The following is a 20,207-nucleotide window of genomic DNA, read 5'->3' as shown; positions in this document are numbered from 1 at the left end:
GGAGGGGAAGTAGGGGGGTGCGGGGGAGGGGTGACGGGTGTTGGGGTGCATGGGGGAGGCGGCGCGGGCATGGACAGGCTCCGGGACGGGGATCCGGCGCGAATAGGGGCGTACCGGCTGGTGGCGCGGCTCGGTGCGGGCGGGATGGGGCAGGTGTACGTCGCGCGCTCCGAGCGGGGGCGCACGGTCGCCGTCAAGCTCGTCCGGCGGGAGCTGGCCGAGCAGGACGAGTTCCGGGACCGGTTCCGGCGGGAGGTCGCCGCCGCGCGGCGCGTCGGGGGGCGCTGGACGGCACCCGTCCTCGACGCCGACACCGAGGCCGACGTGCCGTGGCTCGCGACCGGGTACGTGGCCGGGCCGAGCCTGCGGCAGATCGTCGAGTACGACCACGGGCCGCTGCCCGAACGCTCGGTACGCGTCCTCGCCGCCGGGCTCGCACACGCCCTCCGGGACATCCACGCCGCCGGGATCGTGCACCGCGACCTGAAGCCGTCCAACGTGCTGGTCACCATCGACGGGCCCCGCGTCATCGACTTCGGTATCGCCCGTGCCCTGGAGACCGTCGCGGAGGGCGGCCTCACCCGCGCGGGCGCGCTCGTCGGCTCGCCCGGGTTCATGGCACCCGAGCAGGTGCGGGGCGACCGGATCACCGCCGCCGCCGACGTCTTCTGCCTCGGTTCCGTCCTCGCGTACGCCGCCACGGGCACCCTGCCCTTCGCCACGGCCGGCAGCGGGGCCCACGCCATGATGTTCCGCATCGCCCAGGAGGAACCCGACCTGACGGGCGTCCCGGAGACCATGACCGCCCTCGTCCACGCCTGCCTCCACAAGGACCCGGCCCGCCGCCCCACCCCGGCCCAGATCCTGGAACGGACGGGAGTGTCGGCGGACGCGGTGGCGACCGGTTACGAACGCGACACGTGGCTGCCGGCCCAACTGGTCGCCCAACTGGGCCGCCACGCGGTGGAGTTGCTCGAGGCGGAGGCGGAGGCGAAGCCGGGCGAGACAACACGCGAATACACCTCACCCGCTCTGCCGCACCCCCAGCACGACCCCCAGCCCTTCGCCGCCACCCCCGGCGACAACCAACGGCCCCCTGTCTGGCCGGGGGACCCGGCGCTGGAGGAGCCCGCCGTACCGGTCGCGTGGAGCACGGTGCCGCCGGGGACCCCCATGCCCTATGCGGTGGGGCGGGCGCAGCGTGTGGAGGAGCGGAGGAGGAGATCCAGGCTGTCGCTGGCGCTCGGCGCCGCCGCGCTGGTCGTCGCCCTGGGGGCCGGAGCGTCGATCGTCGCCCTCCTGAACAACGACGACGATCCCCCGGCTCCGACTCCGACCCCGACACCGAGCCACACGACGAGCGCGCCGGCCCGGTCGGGCACACCGTCGGCGGCTGCCGCGGATGCCGTACCGTCCGGATTCCTCGGCACCTGGACCGCCTCGATCGACAACGCCGAGGGCCACAACACCCGCCAACTGACCATCAGACGGGGCAAGGTGGGCGACGACGTGCTGACCCTGGTCGCCGACGGCCTCACCGACAAGGGCGTCTACCACTGCGAGTTCATCGCCCCCCTGGCCGAACGCCCCACCAGGGAAACCCTGTTGAAGATCGGCCCGTCCCAGGTCACGTCGGGCGAACCGGCCTCCTCCTGCACCCCGGGCGCAGCCTCGACGCTCACCCTGCTCGGCGACGGCAGGCTACGACGCGAGACGACGAAGGGCGACGGACAGCTGACGTACGAGAAGGACGGCTGAGCCACTCCACCTCACCGAGCCCCACCTCACCGAGCCCCGCCTCACCGAGCCCCACCTCACCTCGCCTCACCGCGCCTCCGGCGGCCGCTGCCGGGGCATGTTCGGGCGGGTGCCCGGGGCGACCCCGAAGCGCCCCTGATGCACCGTCGCGTCCTGGCGGGGTGTTCCCAGGCTCGTCGACTGGATGCCCAGGGGAGCGGAGCCCGTGCGGAACTCGACCATCCAGTCCGCCGTCTCCGCCCGCACCAGCTCCGTCACGTCCTCCGAGAACCTGCGCAGCACCCCGAGGCACCGGTCGGCCGCCTCGCCCGCTGTTCCCTCCGTCGGGCCCAGTACCTCTCGTACGCTCTCCGACGCCCAGTCGAACTGGAGCACCTGCAGCCGCCGCTGGACGGCCTGCGCGGTGGCGACGTCCCTTATCCAGCCCGAGGTGACGCCGAAGAACCGGTCGACGCCCACGCACGCCACCGCGATCAGCAGCGCCAGATAGCCCCAGGGGGCGACCCCGCCCATCACCCCGGTCAGATCGAGGAGCGGCAGCGAGGCCCCGGCGATCGCCCCGAGCGCGGCTCCCGTGCGCAGGGCCCGGGCGCCCCGCCGTTTCCAGACCCGGTCGGCGAGGTACCAGGCCGACGTCTCCAGGGCTCCCTGCTCCACCCACCGGTACAGCTCGTCGAGGCGCGGCGCGGGCTCGCCCCAGTCGCCGAGGGGGAAGGGCCGGCCGGTGAGGTCCCCGGGCCGCAGCCCGGTGAAACCCGGGCCGGCGGGACCCAGCCCGATGGGTCCTTCGCTCCGTCCGCCATCATGCGGCGGTCTCTGGGACGGCCCCTCGGGCTGCATCTCCGGCTGGCTCACCCGGCACTCCCTCACCTGAGCAGACTGACCACAATCCATCACAGTGCGTGACACCGTACGGGCGTCCCGCGTGATGTCCGGTGCTGTTGTAAAGCTGTCGCGCCGCCCCCTTCCTACCGCCCAATGGGTGGCGGCAACCTGGCTTTCGTCACTTTTTCGCTCGGAAGATGCCCTTGATCAGGTATAGGCCACAGGACCGGCTCACTCGAAAGAGTGCTGGAGCGACGGCCGACCCGACCACGTAGGCTCGTGCTTAAGCCGAATTTCGTACGGACGACGAGGAGCTGATCGTGATCCCCGGTGGTGGCCAGCCCAATATGCAGCAGCTGCTCCAGCAGGCCCAGAAGATGCAGCAGGACCTGGCGAACGCGCAGGAGGAGCTGGCGCGTACCGAGGTCGACGGGCAGGCGGGCGGCGGTCTGGTCAAGGCGACCGTGACGGGCGCCGGCGAACTGCGGGCCCTCGTGATCGACCCGAAGGCGGTCGACCCGGAGGACACCGAGACCCTCGCCGACCTGGTCGTGGCGGCCGTACAGGCGGCGAACGAGAACGCGCAGCAGCTCCAGCAGCAGAAGCTGGGCCCGCTGGCGCAGGGTCTGGGCGGCGGCGGAAGCGGCATCCCGGGCCTGCCGTTCTGACGTTCGCTTCGCGCGCCCCCCGTCCCGCCTTCCTCAGGCGGGCAACGGCCAACTACGGTACGTAGGAACGAACTCAACACCCAGGAAAGGCAGTCCGTTGTACGAAGGCGTGGTCCAGGACCTCATCGACGAACTGGGGCGACTCCCCGGCGTCGGTCCCAAGAGCGCGCAGCGGATCGCCTTCCACATCCTGCAGGCGGAGCCCACGGACGTACGGCGGCTCGCGCACGCGCTCCTGGAAGTGAAGGCGAAGGTCCGTTTCTGCGCGACCTGCGGGAACGTGGCGCAGGAGGAGCTGTGCAACATCTGCCGCGACCCGCGCCGGGACACGACGGTCATCTGTGTCGTCGAGGAGCCCAAGGACGTCGTGGCGATCGAGCGGACGCGTGAGTTCCGGGGCAAGTACCACGTCCTCGGCGGTGCGATCAGCCCGATCGAGGGGGTGGGCCCGGACGACCTCCGGATAAGGGAGCTGCTGGCCCGCCTCGCGGACGGCGCGATCACGGAGCTGATCCTCGCCACCGACCCGAACCTGGAGGGCGAGGCCACAGCGACGTACCTCGCCCGCATGATCAAGCCCATGGGCCTCAAGGTCACCCGCCTGGCCAGCGGCCTCCCGGTGGGTGGCGACCTGGAATACGCGGACGAGGTGACCCTTGGCCGCGCCTTCGAGGGGAGACGACTCCTAGATGTCTGACGCCACGCTGCACGACACGACGCGGGACCCCGACGACTTCGCGGTCCAGATCGCCGACCAGGTGGAGAGCTTCCTGGTGGCCGTCACGGAGGTGGCGAAGGGCGACGAGCCGGACTCGGCGGTGCCCTTCCTCCTCCTTGAGGTCTCCCAGCTCCTGCTGGCCGGCGGCCGCCTCGGCGCCCACGAGGACATCCTCCCGGACGAGCGCTACGAGCCCGACATGGGCCCGGAACCGGACGTGGACGAGATCCGCGAACGGCTGGCGCTGATGCTGGACCCGGTGGACGTCTACTCGGAGGTCTTCGACCCGTACGAGCCGCGCAAGGCCCCGGTCCCCGCGCGTATCTCCGACGACCTCGCCGACGTCATCGCCGACCTCCGCCACGGCATGGCCCACTACCGCGCGGGCCGCACCACGGAGGCCCTGTGGTGGTGGCAGTTCTCCTACTTCTCCAACTGGGGCTCCACAGCCTCGGCAACCCTCCGCGCCCTCCAGTCCCTGGTGGCCCACGTCCGCCTGAACCAGCCCCTGGCAGAGCTGGACGGCCTGGACACCGACCAGGAACTCGGCGACGAGACCCTGGCGGAGGAGGCCGGCAAGGTGATGGCGGAGGAGATCGCGGAGCCGCTGGGGCTGCGGACGGTGCAGTAGCGCAGTAGCCAGGAGTACCTGACCGCCGCGGACCAGGTGGGAGAGGACGGGAAGGCCCGATGAGCCAGTACAGCGGTTGGGCACAGGTCAAGCGCCGGATGCGGGAGAAGCAGCCCGAGGTGTCCGACGCCGAATGGGAGTCCCGCAAGCAGGCGGCGCGTACGGCGACCGAGGCGCATGTGCTGGGTCACCGGCCACGGGAGGTCCGCGAGGGTCTGTCCATCACGCGTGCCCGGGAACGCTGATCTACAGCCCCGCCACCTCCAGCACCGTCCGCAACCGCCCAGCTTCCACGAACGGCGTCGTCGCCGTCGGCTCGCTGTACCACCGCAACGGCCACGTGTTGCCGTCCAGTGCCGGGATCCCGATGTACGTCACGGTGCGTGATCCCCTCTCGCCGAACCGCTGTACGCCCAGAGGCCAGTCGTGCTTCCGTACCTCCCCGGGCGCGAGCAGGAAGTACATCCAGCGGAACCCGGTCACCTCGCAGACGACGGGCCCCGCGTCCCCGTCGGCCGCCTCGACGAGGTCGGCGGCGACCTGCTCCCCGCGTACGCCCTGGACGCGGATCGTGTCGAAGTGGACGCCGGACAGGCGGAGGTGGTGGCCGGCGAGGGGGACCCAGTCGGGGCGGTAGTGGGGGATTGCGTTCGTCATGGTCACACAGTGGCGACCACCGGGCTACGCTCGGTAGTGACTGAGGTGATACACACCGGGGTGTATCAGTCGGAGGTGGCCGCTGTGTCAGTCCAGTACAACTCCAACTCACAGCCGTCGCCGGGCATCTGGCGTTGGTTACAGCGGCAACCAGTTGACTTCCTCCTCCTCGTGAGTGAGGGGGATTCCTACGGCTCGCGCCGTGGGGTTTTCTGCTTCATCGCCGACTGCCCCGTCCGGGAGGACTCCCGTTGAGGTCTTACACCGGCTCCCCAGACAGACACCGCCAGCCCGGCGGCCAGAAGGTTCTCCGCGGCGTTCACGTCCCGGTCATGGACCGCACCGCACTCACACGTCCACTCCCGGACGTTCAGCGGCAGCTTCGCCCGGATCGTGCCGCAGGCTCCGCACAGTCTCGAGCTGGGGAAGAAGCGGTCGACGACCACCAGTTCCCGCCCGTACCAGGCGGTCTTGTACTCCAGCATGCTCCGCATATCCGTCCACGCCGCATCACTGATGGCGCGGGCGAGCGTGTGGTTCTTGACCATGTTGCGGACGGTGAGGTCCTCGATCACGACCGTTTGGTTCTCACGGACGAGTCGGGTGGTCAGCTTGTGGAGGAAGTCCCGGCGCCGGTCGGCGATCCGGGCGTGGACGCGGGCGACCTTGCGGCGGGCTTTGGCCCGGTTGGCGCCGTCGCCCTTGGCCTTGCGGGACAGTTCCCGCTGGGCCTTGGCAAGCCGGGCCCGGTCCCTGCGTTCATGCTTCGGGTTGGTGATCTTCTCCCCGGTGGACAGGGTCACCAGGGACGTGATCCCCAGATCGATGCCGACCGCGTTCGTGGTGGGCGGGGCCGGGGCGATGGTGTCGTCGCAGAGCATCGACACGAACCAGCGTCCGGCCGCGTCCTGGGACACGGTCACCGTGGACGGCGTGACACCCTCCGGCAGCGGCCTCGACCACACGATGTCCAGCGGTTCGGCCATCTTGGCGAGAGTCAGCCTGCCGTCTCGGAAGCGAAAACCGCTGGTGGTGTATTCCGCGCTCCTGCGGGACTTCTTCCGCGACTTGAAGCGCGGGTACCTCGCCCGCTTGCCGAAGAAGTTCGTGAACGCCACCTGCAGGTGCCGCAGCGCCTGCTGCAGCGGCACGCTGGACACCTCGTTCAGGTAGGCGAGTTCCTCGGTCTGCTTCCACCCGGTCAGCATCGCGGAGGTCTGGTTGTAGTTGATGCGTTCCTGCCGAGTCCACGCACGGGTGCGGGCGTCGAGCGCCATGTTGTAGACCTTCCGCACGCATCCGAAGGTGCGCGACAGTTCAGCCGCCTGCGCATCCGTCGGATAGAAGCGGTACTTGAACGCCCGCTTCACCTGCTTCATGGTCACACTCACAAACTAGAGCACCTGACAGTGAGGGCCAAATCTGCTGGTCAAGGCACTGCGATTCGCCCTGGCGGCGAATCCCAACTCCCGGCCCTGCTCCGCAGGAGTCCGATTCTCCCCCGCAAGCGGGAGGTGCCCCCACCCCGGCCCGAAGGCCGGGGTTTCCTCGGAGGTATCCGCTGACACGCCTGTCCCGGAGACGTTCCTCCCCGGCCCGCGCGTCGGCGGCCTGCCGGGTGCCGACGAGGTCGTGGACGTCACAGACCGCGTCGACGCACTGCGCCGCGCGGCGGGGCTGCGGTGAGTGTGCAGGACGTGCCGGTCAGGGCACCATGGAGTCGAGGAGGCGACGCCATGACCCCCAGGACCACCGAGCACCGGCCGCAGATGTCCGTCGAGGACTTCGAGGAGCTTGAACGCCATGCCCCGGAGACCGTGCGGCTGGAGTTCATCAACGGAAAGGTCATGGTCAAGCCCATGGCGGACGGCAACCATCGCGAGATCATCGCCTGGCTGCAACGAATGTGCATGCAGCACCGCCCTGACCTGTGGCTGCATGCGGAGAGCGGCCTGAAGACGGAGCGCTACCGCAAAGGGCGTGCGCGTGCCGATGGCGTACTCGTCCCGGTGGGCGGTCTCAAGGGGCAGGGTGAGTGGTCCGAAGCCGATGGTGCCCTGATGGCGGTTGAGGTCACGTCGTTCGACTCCGACACCCACCAGCGCGACCGGGTTGACAAGCCCGACGGCTACGCCGCCGCAGGCATCCCCGTCTACCTCCTCATCGACCGGGACGACGGCTCGGTCGTCGTGTTCAACCAGCCCGAGAACGGCCGCTATCGCCACGAGGAGAAGCTGCCCTTCGGCGCCACCGTCAAGCTTCCCGACCCCGTGAGCATCTCCCTCGACACCGAGCCCCTCAAGGAGTTCGTGGAGTGACCCTCCGGCCTCCGTCCTGTGCGTCCACGGCGAGCAGGACCGCGTCGGCCACCTCCTCCACGGACCGTCCGTCACCCGAGTCCACGACGTGGGTCGTGGCCAGGCCCAGCCCGCTCAGCTCGGCTCGCATGAGGGACTGGTAACGGGCGCTGCGGGCAAGGCACTTGTCCACCAGGTGGCGTTCCTCGGCCGACGCCCGCGCGTAGTCGCACGCCTTGTGCACCCGTGCGCGTACGACGGTGTCCTCGGCCGTGAGCCATACGGCGGCCGTGCGGGGGACGGTGAGCGCCGCGACACGGGTGGGCCAGAGGGCAGACCCCTCAAGGACCAGGCCGTCCGGCCCGGCCGCGTGCTCGGCGATCAACTCCTCGATCCGGGGCCACAGCCGTTCGTAGTGGTCCAGGACGGAGGAGATCAACTCGTCGACGGTGAGTGAGCGGTAGTGCTCGGCCACGTGCTCCGGCACCTCCCACCCCGGCTTGCGCCACGGCCGTCCCGGATGCCGGGCCAGGGCGTCCGTCGACCGGTACGCGAACCCCAGCCGCTCCGCCACGACTTGGGCGACGGTCGACTTCCCGACGTTCGACGTGCCGCCGATCAACACCACCCGCGCATCACTCATGGACGCGACGACAGGGCCCTACCACCCGCCTACCACCTCCCGGCCATCCCCCACACACCCTTCCCCAGCGTCGTCAGCCCGCCTGCCAGGGCCAGTAGGAGGACCAAGAGGCGGGCCCGGGGTTCCGGGATGCGGCCGGCGAGGGTGCTGCCGACGAGGGCGCCCGTCACCATGGCCGCCGCCGAGGACGCCCACAGGGGCGGGGACAGGTGGGGGAGGCCGTTCGACGCGACGGAGACGGCGTTCACCAGGACGCCGTAGAACATGGCGTTCGGCACGAACTCCCGTACCGTCCAACCCGCGTTGACCGCGTAGAGCGACACCGGGGGGCCGCCCACCCCCGCCGCCGAGTTCATGAAGCCGCCCGCCGCGCCCGCGGCCGCCGCTCCGGCTCTGCCGCGCAGGGCGGCCACCCGGGTGCCGCGCAGGACCAGGACGACGGCCGTCGTCACCAGGGCGCCCATCGCCGCGAGCAGCACGGGCTCGGGCAGGTGGCGGGCCAGCCAGGTGCCCGCCGGAACAGTGCATGCCGCCGCCGCGCACAGCGGCACCATCGCGGGCAGTCGGACGTGCCGCCAGCCTCCCGCCAGCCCCACCAGACAGATCGCCCCGGACGCGCAGTTGGCCAGGACGACACCGTCGACGGGCCCCAGGAGCAATATCAGGACGGGGACCGAGACCAGGGCGAAGCCCATGCCCGTGAGCCACTGCACGCACGACGCGAGCGCCACCGTCGCGGTGAGTATCAGTCCTGTCGTCAACTGCCCTGTCACCTGCGGATGTTAGGACACGGGCGTCCTGTAACACAGGGTGTCGACATCGTCGCCCTATACGAATTGGAATCGTCCTTCCCGACCCCTGTACGTCCCTTGGACGGGTGCTAACCAGCGAAACGCGAAGCTGGAGTCACTTCCACCGCAGGAGATGCGGGAGGAGGAAACCACCCACCACGTACAGGAGTTGCGATGACCCGGAAGACCCGCATACGCGCCGCCCTCGTCACGGCCGCCGCTCTCGTCACCGCAGGCACGGTGTCGGTCGGGGTCAGCGCGGCGGGTGCCGAGGCGCCGAAGAAGCCCTCCAAGAAGGAGATAGCCGCCCTCTTCGACGGCTGGAACAAGGCTCTCCAGACGGGCGACCCCGAGAAGGTCACCAACCGGTACGCCGACGACGCGGTACTGCTCCCGACGGTGTCCAACAAGATCCGGACGAACCACGCCGAGATCGAGGACTACTTCCACCACTTCCTCGAGAACAAGCCGGTCGGCACGAAGACCAGGACGATCATCAACGTCCTGGACAACAACTCGGCGATCGACACCGGCTCGTACTACTTCATCCTCACCGACCCGAAGACCGGCGAGAAGAAGAGGGTCGACGCCCGCTACACGTACGAGTACGAGAAGCGGAACGGCAAGTGGAAGATCGTCAACCACCACTCCTCGGCGATGCCCGAGGGCTGAGCACCCGATTCAACCAGCTGACTCTCAGCCGGCGCTCTTCCGATCCGCCGCCCGCAGGCTGATCACCACGCACAGCCCGCCCCCGGGCGCGTCCGTCAGGGTCACCGTTCCGCCGTCGTCCGTCACCAGTTGCTTGACGACGGCGAGGCCGAGACCCGAGCCGGAGCGTCCGGTGAGGCCCTGGCCCCGCCAGAAGCGGTCGAAGGCGCGGGACTTCTCGGCGTCGGACATGCCGGGACCCCCGTCCGAGACCGTCAACTCCATCACGTCGCCCCGGGGCTCAGCCCGTACGGTGATCGTCCCGCCGTCCGGTGAGACCTCCAGGGCGTTCGACAGAACGTTGTCCAGTACCTGGTCCAGATGACCGGGGCTGGCCAGCACAAGCAGCCGGCCGTCGGCAACCCCACTCCCCCTGAGCGCGATGGTGACTCCGCGCTCGTCGGCGGCCGGCCTCCACACCGACAGGCGTTCGTCCACGATGTCCCGCAGGGACAGCGGTTCCGCCGCCGTGACCTTCGCCTCGGCCCGGGCCAGCACCAGCAGCCCGTTGACCAGCCGGCTCATGCGGACGACCTCCGCGGTCGCCTGTTCCACGTCCTCCCGTACGAACTCGTCGTCCGTGCCGTCCGCGATGTTGTCCAGCGACAGGCGCAACGCCGTGAGGGGGGTACGGAGTTGGTGGGAGGCGTCCGCCACGAAGATCCGCTGCGAGGCGACCAGCGTGTCCAGGCGTTCCGCGCCCTGGTTGAGGGTGCGGGCCAGCGTCTGTGTCTCCGGCGGGCCCGTCACCTGCGAGCGCGCGGTCAGGTCGCCGTCGCTGAACTTGCTCGCCATACCGTTGAGTTCACGCAGGGGAGCGGTGATCCGGCGGGCGGCGTACGCGCCGATCGCGGCGGCGGCCGCCAGGACGAGCACGGCGAGGCCGGCCCGGAAGCCCCAGATGCTCCACAGCCGCTTGGTCATGTCGGACGTCGAGTACACGATCCGTACGGCCGATTCCCCCTTCACGGGGACGGTGACCGTCAGATGCTCGCCCCAGATGAAGTCGGAACCCCAGTCGGTCGTGGACACGTTGTCCCGTATGGCCCGGGTCAGCGCCGCGTCCGACTCGGGCCTCGGCAGGCTGGGGGCGCAGTCGCCGGTGGTGGTCGCCTGGACCTTGCCGAGCGTTTCCTCGTCGTAGGCCAGGGCCACCTTCTCCAGGGCGTCGCAGGAGATGGTGTCGCCGTTGCCCAGGAGCAGGGCCATCGTCTGGGCCTCGCGCTGGACGGACACCTTGGTGTCGTCGCGCAGTTGCTTGGTGAGCGTGAAGGCGACCGGCACGGTGAAGAGGAAGATGGCGACCGCGACGAGGAGGATGTAACTCCGGATGAGCTGACGGTTCACGAGGGGTCGGTGTCCCGTTCGGTGTCCTTGATGGTCTCGTCCTTGACACTGTCACCCTTGGTGACCTCGTCCTTGACGATCTCCAGTCGGAAGCCGACGCCCCGGACCGCCTCGATCGCGATCGCGCCCTTCAGCTTCCGCCGCAGCGCCGCCACATGGACGTCGAGGGTCTTCGTCGGCCCGAACCAGTTCGCGTCCCAGACCGCCTCCATGATCTGCTCGCGCGACATCAGCGCGCCCGGCTCCTCGGTGAGAAAGGCCAGCAGGTCGTACTCCTTGGGGGCGAGGGCGACCTCGTCGCCGTCCAGCCGGACGCGGGCCGCCTTGCGGTCGATCGTCAGACGGGTGCCGTACCGGTCGGGGCCGGCGTCGGTGGCCTGGGCGCGTGGCTGGACGCGCCTCATCACCGCTCTTATGCGCGCGATGACCTCTCGTACGCCGAAGGGCTTGGAGACGTAGTCGTCGGCGCCGAGTTCCAGGCCGACGACCCGGTCCGTCTCGTCGCTGCGGGCGCTGATGACGATGATCGGGACGTCGCCGCGTTCACGCAGCTCCCTGCAGACGTCCAGGCCGTCGGTGTCGGGCAGCCCGAGGTCGAGGAGGACGACGTCGTACGGGTCGGTGTGGCTGAGCGCCGCGCCGCCCGTGGACACCCACGCCACCTCGAAGCCGTAACGCAGCAGGCCGCGACGGAGCGACTGGGCCACCGGTTCATCGTCTTCCACCAGGAGTACACGCACAGCCGAACCTTAGTCCTTGAAACTTAATTGACAGCGGTGACGCGTATCGGGCGGGCGGGTGGGCAGGAGCCTCGCTGAGCGGCCGAAGATCGCTGGGTGAGCGGGACATCTCACCATGCGATACCCCAAGGGGGGAATTCGGTCGCTCGTTAGACTGAGCCGACCGCAGACGGACTGAGCGAGGAGCGCACGTGGGCCTTGTCGTGCAGAAGTACGGAGGCTCATCCGTAGCCGATGCCGAGGGCATCAAGCGCGTCGCCAAGCGAATCGTGGAAGCGAAGAAGAACGGCCACCAGGTGGTCGTCGTCGTTTCCGCGATGGGCGACACGACGGACGAGCTGATCGATCTCGCCGAGCAGGTGTCTCCGATGCCTGCCGGGCGTGAATTCGACATGCTGCTGACCGCCGGAGAGCGGATCTCCATGGCACTGCTGGCCATGGCGATCAAAAACCTGGGCCACGAGGCCCAGTCGTTCACCGGTAGCCAGGCAGGCGTCATCACCGACTCGGTCCACAACAAAGCCCGGATCATCGACGTCACGCCGGGCCGTATCCGGACCGCGCTGGACGAGGGCAACATCGCCATCGTCGCCGGGTTCCAGGGCGTCAGCCAGGACAAGAAGGACATCACGACCCTGGGTCGCGGTGGTTCCGACACCACGGCCGTCGCGCTCGCCGCGGCGCTGGACGCCGAGGTGTGCGAGATCTACACGGACGTCGACGGTGTGTTCACCGCCGACCCGCGTGTGGTGAAGAAGGCCCGGAAGATCGACTGGATCTCCTCCGAGGACATGCTGGAGCTGGCCGCGTCCGGCTCCAAGGTGCTGCTCCACCGGTGTGTGGAGTACGCCCGCCGTTACGACATCCCGATCCACGTCCGCTCGTCCTTCTCCGGACTGCCGGGCACCTGGGTCAGCAACGAGAAGCCCGAGTCGCAAGGGGACCAGCAGGTGGAGCACGCCATCATCTCCGGAGTCGCCCACGACGTCTCCGAAGCCAAGATCACGGTCGTCGGCGTCCCGGACAAGCCGGGCGAGGCCGCGGTGATCTTCCGCGCGATCGCGGACGCGGAGATCAACATCGACATGATCGTGCAGAACGTGTCGGCGGCGTCGACCGGGCTCACGGACATCTCCTTCACCCTTCCCAAGGCCGAGGGCCGCAAGGCCATCGACGCCCTGGAGAAGGCGAAGGGCGGAATCGGCTTCGACTCGCTGCGCTACGACGACCAGATCGGCAAGATCTCCCTGGTCGGCGCGGGCATGAAGACCAACCCGGGCGTCACCGCGTCCTTCTTCCAGGCGCTGTCCGACGCGGGCGTGAACATCGAGCTGATCTCGACCTCCGAGATCCGCATCTCGGTCGTCACCCGCCAGGACGACGTCCCGGAAGCCGTCCGCGCGGTCCACTCGGCCTTCGGCCTCGACTCCGACAGCGACGAAGCGGTCGTCTACGGAGGCACCGGCCGCTGATGGCCCCGCCCCGGCAGCCCAGGCACGGCTGCTCCACCGACGCCGCCGACTGGTCCGATCCGCGACCAGCGGGGGCGCGGCCGACTGCCGGACCCACGCTTGCCGTTGTGGGAGCCACCGGCACCGTTGGTGCCGTCATGCTGCAGATTTTGTCGCAGCATGCTGATATCTGGGGCGAGATCCGCCTCGTCGCCTCCCCCCGCTCCGTCGGCCGCAAGCTGACCGTGCGCGGGGAGGAGGTCGAGGTCGTGGCCTTGTCGGAGGAGGCCTTCGACGGCGTCGACATCGCTGTGTTCGACGTCCCGGACGACATCGCCGAGCGGTGGGCGCCCCTCGCAGCCGCCAAGGGCGTCGTCGTGATCGACAACTCGAGCGCCTTCCGGATGGACCCGGAGGTGCCCCTGGTCGTCCCGGAGGTCAATCCGCACGCCATCCGGCAGCGCCCTCGCGGGATCATCGCCAACCCGCACTGCACGACCCTGTCCATGATCGTCGCCCTGGGCGCGCTGCACGCCGAGTACGGCCTGCGTGAGCTGGTGGTCTCCACCTATCAGGCGGTGAGCGGGGCCGGCTGGGCCGGCGTCGACACCCTGCGCCGGCAACTGTCCCTGGTCGCCGGTACGGAACTGGGGACCAACCCCGGAGACGTACGGCGGGCGGTGGGCGAGGGGACGGGACCCTTCCCGGAGCCGGTCGCGCTGAACGTCGTACCGTGGGCCGGTTCGACGCGGGCCGACGGCTGGTCGTCGGACGAGATGCAGCTGCGGGACGAGTCCCGCAAGGTTCTCGGGCTGCCCGCCCTCCCCGTCGCCGTGACCTGCGTACGCGTGCCGGTCGTCACCGCGCACGCGCTGACCGTCCACGCCCGCTTCCAGGGCGAGGTCACCGTCGCCGGTGCGCGGGAGATCATCGCGACCGCGCCCGGAGTCGTCCTGTTCGACAACCCGGACGCGGGGGAGTTCCCCACCCCCGTCGACGTCGTCGGCACGGATCCGACCTGGGTGGGCAGGGTCCGGCGGTCGCTGGACGACCCGACGGCGCTGGAGCTGTTCGTGTGCGGGGACAATTTGCGCAAGGGATCAGCGCTCAACGCCGCACAGATCGCGGAGCTGGTGGCGGCCGAGCGGGCCTGACAAATCCCTCCGGTGGGTCACGATTTGTTGATCTTGGCGGAAATCGCTCTGGTGGTGGCATAAAACGTTTGTAGGATCCATGTGAGAACTGAGGTGCGGGCCGACAAAAGTCCGCATCCGGGACCCGGGCCCTTCGGCGTTCGAAAATTTTGCTCCCCGCCCTCCGCAACCACGCGAAGGGCGGGGAGCGTCTTTGCGGTCGTCCTTCCGGGGCGTGGGGACGCCGTGACCATGCGTGGGGACGCACGGTCACCTTGGATTTAGGGGAAGAGCGGGACGCATGAGGGTGGCTGTGTCGGATGACGCAAGAATGATGCCGGATGCGTACAACCCTGATGAGGGTAGGCGTGTCCAACATGCGTGGCAGAGGTACTCGACTTCAGAGCGGCGACGCGCGGCACAGCCATGCGTCCACCGCGCCGACTCCGCGTGCCCGGGGCGCCCGGCGGCCTGCCGGTGATCGCGCCGATGCCCGCAGCGCGGCCGGCCCGCATACCCAATCAGCGTGAAGGCGTCGACGACAGCGCGGCGGCGGGAACCACGGTCGATCACCTGACCGAGACGTACCGCGCCCACTACCGCTCTCTCCTCGGCCTCGCCGCGCTCCTCCTCGACGACACCGCCTCCTGCGAGGACGTCGTCCAGGAGGCCTTCATACGGGTCCACTCGGCACGCAAGCGCGTCCGTGACCCGGAGAAGACGCTCGCCTATCTGCGCCAGACGGTGGTGAACCTCTCCCGCTCCGCGCTGCGCCGCCGCATCCTCGGCCTGAAGCTCCTGTCCAAGCCGATGCCGGACATGGCGAGCGCCGAGGAGGGGGCGTACGACCTGCTGGAACGCGACTCCCTCATCAAGGCGATGAAAGGGCTCCAGCGCCGCCAGCGCGAGGTCCTCGTCCTGCGTTACTTCGCGGACATGACCGAGGCCCAGGTCGCCGAGACGCTCGGCATATCGCTCGGCTCGGTGAAGGCGTACGGCTCGCGGGGGATCGCCGCGCTGCGCATCGCCATGGAGGAACCGGCATGAGCGACCAGGACCGGGAACGGGAGCGGGAGCGTGGGCCGGGGCCGGGGCACGAGCGGGATCCGGGCCGGGAACGGGAACACGACCGGGCGCAGGAGCACGCACAGGAACCGGGCGAGAGCCAGGGCCAGGGTCAGGGCCAGGGCCAGGATCGAAGTCAGGTTCAGGGCGAGGACTGGAGTCAGGACCAGGACCCGGACCCTGATCGGGGTTGGGGTCAGGTCCATGGGCTCCGGAGCAGGGGGCCGGGAGCCGGTGGGCTTCGGGGGCCCGGGGGTGCCGGCGCGGGGAGCGGCGGTTTCCGGACCGGGGAATTCCGGGCCGGTAGGGTTTCTTCCAACGGGGCCCGATCCAACGGGAGTTGGCCGGCCGGAGTCCATGGACCAGGTCGCCACGAGCAAGAGCACAAGCAATCGCACGCTGGGAACGGAACTGTGAACGACGGCCCCGACGACCAGAGCCTGGACGGGCTCGACTCGGAAGAGCTGGCACTGCGGAGGATGCTGCACCAGGCGGTAGGCCAAATTCAGCCAACCGACGCCGTGCTGGACCACCTTCGACGTGCCGTGCCCGCCCGCCGGGCCCGCAAGCGGCACGCCGCCATCGGTATGGCCGCCGCCGCGCTGCTCATCGGCACGGCCGTCCCGGCTTTGCTGCACGTCTCGAATGCGACCGGCACCGCGTCCGACCCCTCCGTCATCGCGGGCCACGGCTCGCAGACCAAGGAGGACAAGAACAGCAGCACGGGCCCGGACGGCGGCGAGAGCACCTCCGGGGGCAACACCTCCGGCTCGGTCGAGAGCAAGCCGTCGAGCATCCCCTCGGGTGGTGCGGCGACCCCGGACAAGGGCGGCAGCGGCGGCAGCACGACCGGGGCCACCAGCCCGATGGACACTCCGGGCCCCCCGGCGACCTGCGAAGCGACCCAGCTGGGCTCGGCCACCGGCTCGGTCGGCGACCCCGACGCCACCGGAGCGGTCTACGGCACGTTTCGCGTCGTCAACGTCTCCACCACCCCCTGCACGGTCAGCGGCGACGGCACCGTGGCGACCACGGCGCAGGGCGCGGCCGACCCGACGAAGGTGAGCAGCGCCGACCACTCGGCGGGTGACGCGGCCGCCAACCTGCCCGACCCGTCCCTCGCGGTCAGCGGACTGGTGCTGCAGCCCGGCGCCGCCTACACGGTCCAGTTCGCCTGGGTGCCCTCGGAGGCGTGTCCCACGACCGGCACCACCACCGACGGCGGCACCACGGGCGGCCCCACCGAGTCGCCGAGCCCCACACCGACCGCGAGCCCCGACGTGACCACGACCACCGAGGGCGGCGACGGCGGCCCCACGACACAGTTGGTCACGGAGGACGGCACCCCGGCCGACGGCAGCGTGGCGGTGTCCTACACGACGGACGCCGGCTCGCCCACGGTGACGGCGACGGTGGCGAACGCGTGCGCGGGCGTGGTGTACAAGACCGGCGTCATGGCGGAGACCACGTAACCGGAGACCAGGTAACCGTCGACCAGGTAACCGGGGTCAGGCGGGGGCGCCTTCCCGCGTGGGTTCCTCCGTGGGCGTGAGCCCCAGCTCCGCGTCCCGGGCGAACTCCACCTCGCGGCGCACCAGCCGGAACCACATGAAGACGACGAACCCCGCGAAGACGAACCACTCACCGGTGTAGCCGAGGTTCTGGAACGCCTTCAGGTCGAGCCCGGTGTCCGCGGGCGCGGTCGCCGGTACGGCCCGCATCCCCGAGTCGCCCTTGTCGAGGGTCACCCAGGCGTCGTACACGTCGTACGGCACGAGGTTCACCAGCGAGGCCGCGCTGATCGCGCCGGTCTGCCCCGCCGGCAGGCCCCCGGCCGCGCTCACCCCGTTGTCCCCCGGTGTCTCGGACGCCTGGAGCGCGCCGGTGACGGTGACTTCCCCGGCGGGCGGGGCGGGAGCCTTCGCGGTGTCGGCGTTCCCGGGAAGCCAGCCGCGTACGACGGGCAGTGCCTTGCCGTCGTCGGTGCGCAGCAGGGTCAGTACGTAGAAGCCCTCGCGGTCGTCGAGCTGCCGGTCGGGTACGAGCAGCTGCTTGCCGTACCGCCCGCTGACGGTGACGCGGTCCCCGGAGGTCTTCTTGTCGACGGGCAGCAGCTCGGCCAGTGGCCGGGCGGCCTCCTCCTTCTCGGCGGAGACCTCCTCGGTGGCGGTCCTGTGGTCCTGCACCCGGTCCTCGAACCGGCTCAGCTGCCACGACCCCATGAACACACAGAAGGGGATGGCGAGCAGCACGAAGACGTTGATCCCCCACCAACGGGGCGTCAGCAGAAACCGGTACACGCCTCCCAAGGTACGGGGCGGGGGCGGGCGCCGGGCTCGCGGGGTCACTACGGTTCCGTCAGTACCGTTCCGTGAGTGCCGCCAGGTGGTCCCGGCTCGCCGGGGGCTCGTAGGGCTCGGGCCAGAAGTCGGTGACGGTGGCTATGCGCCCCTTCTCGTCGCCGGTGAAGAAGGTCAGGGCGTGCATCTCCTCCGTGCCCACGGTGAAGCGCAGCCAGGTGACGACCTGCCCCGGTTCGGCGACCACGCGTTCCGTCCGCAGGTGCCAGTCGCTCGGGTACTCGCGGTTGAACCGGACGAATGGCTCCTTTCCGCTGATCCGCTCGCGGGTCTGGGGCATGGTGTAGACGACGTCGTCGGTCAGGGTGTCGGCGAACGCGTCCCAGTCGCGGTTCTCGGCGGTGGCCCAGAACCTCTCGACTGTCTCGCGGAGATCGGTTGTCTCGCGCAGATCGGTGGTGTCGGTCATGCGCAGAGTCTGCACCCGGGCACTGACATCGGCTTCGGCCTGTGGATATCTCGGCCGCCTCGCCCGGGGAGTTTTCCACAGGCTGGGGACCTCGGCGGCGGAATGTCGTGGTGGGCGGGCAATATGGGGCCATGACTGAGAGCAACGGGTCCATGCCGAGCACCACCACGCCGGAGACCCTCCCGCCGGACACGGCCGTGCCGGACTGGGAGAAGCGGTTCCGGGCGCCGCGGGTGTCGCTGCCCGACTGGGCGGAGGACGCGCCGGACCGGTCCCTGTTCGTGTCCAACGCGACGGGGACGTACGAGCTGTACGCCTGGGACCGCGCCACGGGCGAGCAGCGCCAGGTGACCGACCGCCCGAACGGCACGACGGACGGCGTGCTGTCGCCCGACGGTGAGTGGATCTGGTGGTTCGACGACAAGGACGGCGACGAGTACGGCGTATGGCGCCGGCAGCCGTTCGGGGGCGCGGCCGAGGGCGGCGAGGACGAGCTCGCGACCCCCGGTCTGGAGGCCTCCTACCCGGCGGGGCTCGCGCTGGGCCGGGACGGCCGTACGGCGGTGGTGGGGCGTTCGACCGACGAGGACGGTACGACGATCCACCTCTCGGTGGCCGGTGCGCCCCCGGTGGAGATCTACCGGCACCGCGAGTCGGCGGGCGTCGGGGACCTCTCGCACGACGGTTCGCTGATCGCGATCGAGCACACGGAGCACGGCGACGCGATGCACTCGGCGCTGCGCGTCGTACGCCCGGACGGTACGACGGTCGCCGAGCTCGACGACACCAAGGGGGGTGCGAAGGAACTGGGCCTCGAGGTGCTCGGCTTCGCGCCCGTCGAGGGCGACGCGCGGCTGCTCGTCGGGCATCAGCGCCGGGGGCGCTGGGAGCCGCTGGTGTGGGACGTGGCGAGCGGGGAGGAGACGGACCTCGCCCTCGAGCTGCCGGGTGACGTGAGCGCGGAGTGGTACCCGGACGGCTCGGGGCTGCTCGTCGTGCACGGCTTCGAGGCGCGCAGCGAACTGTTCCGCTACGACCTGGCCTCGCGCGAGCTGGTGAAGGTGCCGACGCCCGCCGGTACGGTCTCGGGGGCGACGGCCCGGCCCGACGGCAGCGTGGAGTACCTGTGGTCGTCGTCGGCACAGCCGTCGTCGGTGCGCTCGACGACGGGAGCGGTGGTCCTGGACCCGCCCGGGCCGAAGTCGCCGGGTTCGGTGCCGGTGGAGGACGTGTGGGTGGAGGGCCCCGGGGGCCGCATCCACGCCTTGGTCCAGAAACCGTCGGGAGCGTCCGGACCCCTCCCGACGGTCTTCGACATTCACGGCGGGCCCACCTGGCACGACAGCGACTCGTTCGCGGCGGGACCGGCGGCCTGGGTCGACCAGGGGTACGCGGTGGTGCGGGTCAACTACCGGGGCTCCACCGGGTACGGGCGTGAGTGGACGGACGCCCTCAAGCACCGGGTCGGTCTGATCGAGCTGGAGGACATCGCGGCGGTCCGGGAATGGGCGGTGAGCTCGGGCCTCGCGGACCCCGACCGGCTGATCCTGACCGGCGGTTCCTGGGGCGGCTACCTCACGCTGCTCGGCCTCGGCGTCGAGCCCGAGGCGTGGGCGCTGGGCCTCGCGGCGGTGCCGGTCGCTGACTATGTCACGGCGTACCACGACGAGATGGAAGCGCTGAAGGCGATGGACCGGACGCTGCTGGGTGGCACGCCGGAGGAGGTTCCGGAACGGTTCGAGGCGTCGTCGCCGCTGACGTATGTCGACGCGGTGCGGGCGCCGGTGTACATCTCGGCGGGGGTGAACGATCCGCGCTGCCCGATCCGGCAGATCGACAACTATGTGAAGCGGCTGGAGAAGCGCGGCGCGGTACACGAGGTGTACCGCTACGACGCGGGTCACGGATCACTGGTCGTGGACGAGCGCATCAAGCAGGTCAGGTTGGAAATGGAGTTCGTGGAGCGGCATTTGGGGTCGTAACGGATCTCCTTCGCCCCCGCC

21 protein-coding genes are annotated in these 20,207 nt (G+C 70.1%); 12 read left to right on the top strand and 9 right to left on the bottom strand.

The genetic code is table 11. The features are described from left to right. Positions 1-69 precede the first annotated feature (69 nt). Positions 70-1,758, top strand: a complete 1,689-nt coding sequence (locus tag PV396_RS17315; protein ID WP_319205629.1) for a serine/threonine-protein kinase — start codon at positions 70-72, stop codon at positions 1,756-1,758. 66 nt (positions 1,759-1,824) lie between these two features. On the opposite strand, the gene PV396_RS17310 is transcribed toward PV396_RS17315, so the two are convergent. Beyond that, a complete protein-coding gene (locus PV396_RS17310) occupies positions 1,825-2,613 on the bottom strand; it encodes an SLATT domain-containing protein (RefSeq protein ID WP_319205627.1) in 789 nt (262 codons plus the stop codon). 290 nt (positions 2,614-2,903) lie between these two features. Here PV396_RS17310 and PV396_RS17305 point away from each other — a divergent pair, with 290 nt between their 5' ends. The 4 genes from PV396_RS17305 to PV396_RS17290 all read left to right on the top strand — a co-directional run bounded on the left by PV396_RS17305 (position 2,904) and on the right by PV396_RS17290 (position 4,845). Continuing rightward, positions 2,904-3,251: a YbaB/EbfC family nucleoid-associated protein gene (locus PV396_RS17305; RefSeq protein WP_319205625.1), complete on the top strand. Its 348-nt coding sequence runs from the start codon at positions 2,904-2,906 to the stop codon at positions 3,249-3,251. Between the two features lie 97 nt (positions 3,252-3,348). After that, positions 3,349-3,948 (top strand): recombination mediator RecR, encoded by a 600-nt coding sequence (gene recR, locus PV396_RS17300; RefSeq protein ID WP_319205622.1) that lies wholly within the window; start codon positions 3,349-3,351, stop codon positions 3,946-3,948. After that, entirely contained in the window at positions 3,941-4,600 is a 660-nt protein-coding gene (locus tag PV396_RS17295) for a DUF5063 domain-containing protein (RefSeq protein ID WP_319205620.1), read from the top strand. Before recR ends, PV396_RS17295 begins: the two co-directional genes overlap by 8 nt. A gap of 59 nt (positions 4,601-4,659) precedes the next feature. Further along, positions 4,660-4,845, top strand: a complete 186-nt coding sequence (locus PV396_RS17290) for a hypothetical protein (protein WP_319205619.1) — start codon at positions 4,660-4,662, stop codon at positions 4,843-4,845. A gap of 1 nt (position 4,846) precedes the next feature. On the opposite strand, the gene PV396_RS17285 is transcribed toward PV396_RS17290, so the two are convergent. Then, on the bottom strand, positions 4,847-5,257 hold the full coding sequence (locus PV396_RS17285) for a hypothetical protein (RefSeq protein WP_319205617.1): 411 nt from the start codon (positions 5,255-5,257) through the stop codon (positions 4,847-4,849). A gap of 188 nt (positions 5,258-5,445) precedes the next feature. After that, positions 5,446-6,636, bottom strand: a complete 1,191-nt coding sequence (locus PV396_RS17280; protein ID WP_319206330.1) for an RNA-guided endonuclease TnpB family protein — start codon at positions 6,634-6,636, stop codon at positions 5,446-5,448. A 357-nt stretch (positions 6,637-6,993) separates the two neighbouring features. Between PV396_RS17280 and PV396_RS17275 the strand changes: the two genes are divergently transcribed. Next, entirely contained in the window at positions 6,994-7,575 is a 582-nt protein-coding gene (locus PV396_RS17275; RefSeq protein ID WP_319205615.1) for a Uma2 family endonuclease, read from the top strand. Here the strand turns inward: PV396_RS17275 and PV396_RS17270 are convergent. Both PV396_RS17270 and PV396_RS17265 read right to left on the bottom strand, forming a co-directional pair. Continuing rightward, positions 7,556-8,197 carry an AAA family ATPase gene (locus tag PV396_RS17270; protein WP_319205613.1) on the bottom strand — a complete coding sequence of 214 codons (642 nt, stop codon included), beginning with the start codon at positions 8,195-8,197 and terminating at the stop codon, positions 7,556-7,558. The two genes, PV396_RS17275 and PV396_RS17270, sit on opposite strands and share 20 nt — an antisense overlap. Before the next feature lie 29 nt (positions 8,198-8,226). Further along, entirely contained in the window at positions 8,227-8,946 is a 720-nt protein-coding gene (locus tag PV396_RS17265) for a sulfite exporter TauE/SafE family protein (RefSeq protein ID WP_416071437.1), read from the bottom strand. A gap of 216 nt (positions 8,947-9,162) precedes the next feature. Here PV396_RS17265 and PV396_RS17260 point away from each other — a divergent pair, with 216 nt between their 5' ends. Beyond that, positions 9,163-9,660 (top strand): SgcJ/EcaC family oxidoreductase, encoded by a 498-nt coding sequence (locus PV396_RS17260; protein WP_319205609.1) that lies wholly within the window; start codon positions 9,163-9,165, stop codon positions 9,658-9,660. Positions 9,661-9,684: 24 nt separating this feature from the next. Here PV396_RS17260 and PV396_RS17255 read toward each other — a convergent pair whose 3' ends face one another. Both PV396_RS17255 and PV396_RS17250 read right to left on the bottom strand, forming a co-directional pair. Beyond that, positions 9,685-11,046, bottom strand: a complete 1,362-nt coding sequence (locus PV396_RS17255) for a HAMP domain-containing sensor histidine kinase (RefSeq protein ID WP_319205607.1) — start codon at positions 11,044-11,046, stop codon at positions 9,685-9,687. Then, positions 11,043-11,786: a response regulator transcription factor gene (locus PV396_RS17250; RefSeq protein ID WP_319205605.1), complete on the bottom strand. Its 744-nt coding sequence runs from the start codon at positions 11,784-11,786 to the stop codon at positions 11,043-11,045. Before PV396_RS17250 ends, PV396_RS17255 begins: the two co-directional genes overlap by 4 nt. A gap of 191 nt (positions 11,787-11,977) precedes the next feature. On the opposite strand from PV396_RS17250, the gene PV396_RS17245 reads away from it, so the two are divergent. From PV396_RS17245 to PV396_RS17230, 4 genes are all read left to right on the top strand, one after another. After that, a complete protein-coding gene (locus tag PV396_RS17245) occupies positions 11,978-13,258 on the top strand; it encodes an aspartate kinase (RefSeq protein ID WP_319205603.1) in 1,281 nt (426 codons plus the stop codon). Beyond that, the gene (locus PV396_RS17240; RefSeq protein ID WP_416071428.1) at positions 13,258-14,391 is read left to right on the top strand and encodes an aspartate-semialdehyde dehydrogenase; all 1,134 of its coding nucleotides are present in this window, start codon (positions 13,258-13,260) and stop codon (positions 14,389-14,391) included. Before PV396_RS17245 ends, PV396_RS17240 begins: the two co-directional genes overlap by 1 nt. Before the next feature lie 360 nt (positions 14,392-14,751). Further along, a complete protein-coding gene (locus PV396_RS17235; protein WP_319205599.1) occupies positions 14,752-15,417 on the top strand; it encodes a SigE family RNA polymerase sigma factor in 666 nt (221 codons plus the stop codon). Positions 15,418-15,848: 431 nt separating this feature from the next. Continuing rightward, the gene (locus PV396_RS17230; RefSeq protein ID WP_319205597.1) at positions 15,849-16,907 is read left to right on the top strand and encodes a hypothetical protein; all 1,059 of its coding nucleotides are present in this window, start codon (positions 15,849-15,851) and stop codon (positions 16,905-16,907) included. A 36-nt stretch (positions 16,908-16,943) separates the two neighbouring features. Here the strand turns inward: PV396_RS17230 and PV396_RS17225 are convergent, their stop codons facing one another. Further along, positions 16,944-17,735 carry an SURF1 family protein gene (locus tag PV396_RS17225; RefSeq protein WP_319205595.1) on the bottom strand — a complete coding sequence of 264 codons (792 nt, stop codon included), beginning with the start codon at positions 17,733-17,735 and terminating at the stop codon, positions 16,944-16,946. A 58-nt stretch (positions 17,736-17,793) separates the two neighbouring features. After that, positions 17,794-18,204 carry a nuclear transport factor 2 family protein gene (locus PV396_RS17220; RefSeq protein WP_319205593.1) on the bottom strand — a complete coding sequence of 137 codons (411 nt, stop codon included), beginning with the start codon at positions 18,202-18,204 and terminating at the stop codon, positions 17,794-17,796. Positions 18,205-18,335: 131 nt separating this feature from the next. On the opposite strand from PV396_RS17220, the gene PV396_RS17215 reads away from it, so the two are divergent. After that, positions 18,336-20,186, top strand: coding sequence for a prolyl oligopeptidase family serine peptidase (locus tag PV396_RS17215; protein ID WP_416071427.1), 1,851 nt, complete (start codon positions 18,336-18,338; stop codon positions 20,184-20,186). Positions 20,187-20,207 lie beyond the last annotated feature (21 nt).

It is taken from the genome of Streptomyces sp. ME02-8801-2C, from assembly GCF_033793965.1.
GTDB lineage: Bacteria > Actinomycetota > Actinomycetes > Streptomycetales > Streptomycetaceae > Streptomyces.
This window is presented reverse-complemented; position numbering and strand designations above follow the sequence as displayed.

Excerpts from the sequence above, each read along its gene's own strand:
- PV396_RS17315 (WP_319205629.1), top strand. The coding sequence starts at position 70 with ATGGACAGGCTCCGGGACGGGGATCCGGCGCGAATAGGGGCGTACCGG.
- PV396_RS17295 (WP_319205620.1), top strand. The coding sequence starts at position 3,941 with ATGTCTGACGCCACGCTGCACGACACGACGCGGGACCCCGACGACTTC.
- PV396_RS17290 (WP_319205619.1), top strand. The coding sequence starts at position 4,660 with ATGAGCCAGTACAGCGGTTGGGCACAGGTCAAGCGCCGGATGCGGGAG.
- PV396_RS17285 (WP_319205617.1), bottom strand. The coding sequence starts at position 5,257 with ATGACGAACGCAATCCCCCACTACCGCCCCGACTGGGTCCCCCTCGCC.
- PV396_RS17280 (WP_319206330.1), bottom strand. The coding sequence starts at position 6,636 with ATGAAGCAGGTGAAGCGGGCGTTCAAGTACCGCTTCTATCCGACGGAT.
- PV396_RS17275 (WP_319205615.1), top strand. The coding sequence starts at position 6,994 with ATGACCCCCAGGACCACCGAGCACCGGCCGCAGATGTCCGTCGAGGAC.
- PV396_RS17270 (WP_319205613.1), bottom strand. The coding sequence starts at position 8,197 with ATGAGTGATGCGCGGGTGGTGTTGATCGGCGGCACGTCGAACGTCGGG.
- PV396_RS17260 (WP_319205609.1), top strand. The coding sequence starts at position 9,163 with ATGACCCGGAAGACCCGCATACGCGCCGCCCTCGTCACGGCCGCCGCT.
- PV396_RS17240 (WP_416071428.1), top strand. The coding sequence starts at position 13,258 with ATGGCCCCGCCCCGGCAGCCCAGGCACGGCTGCTCCACCGACGCCGCC.
- PV396_RS17220 (WP_319205593.1), bottom strand. The coding sequence starts at position 18,204 with ATGACCGACACCACCGATCTGCGCGAGACAACCGATCTCCGCGAGACA.
- PV396_RS17215 (WP_416071427.1), top strand. The coding sequence starts at position 18,336 with ATGACTGAGAGCAACGGGTCCATGCCGAGCACCACCACGCCGGAGACC.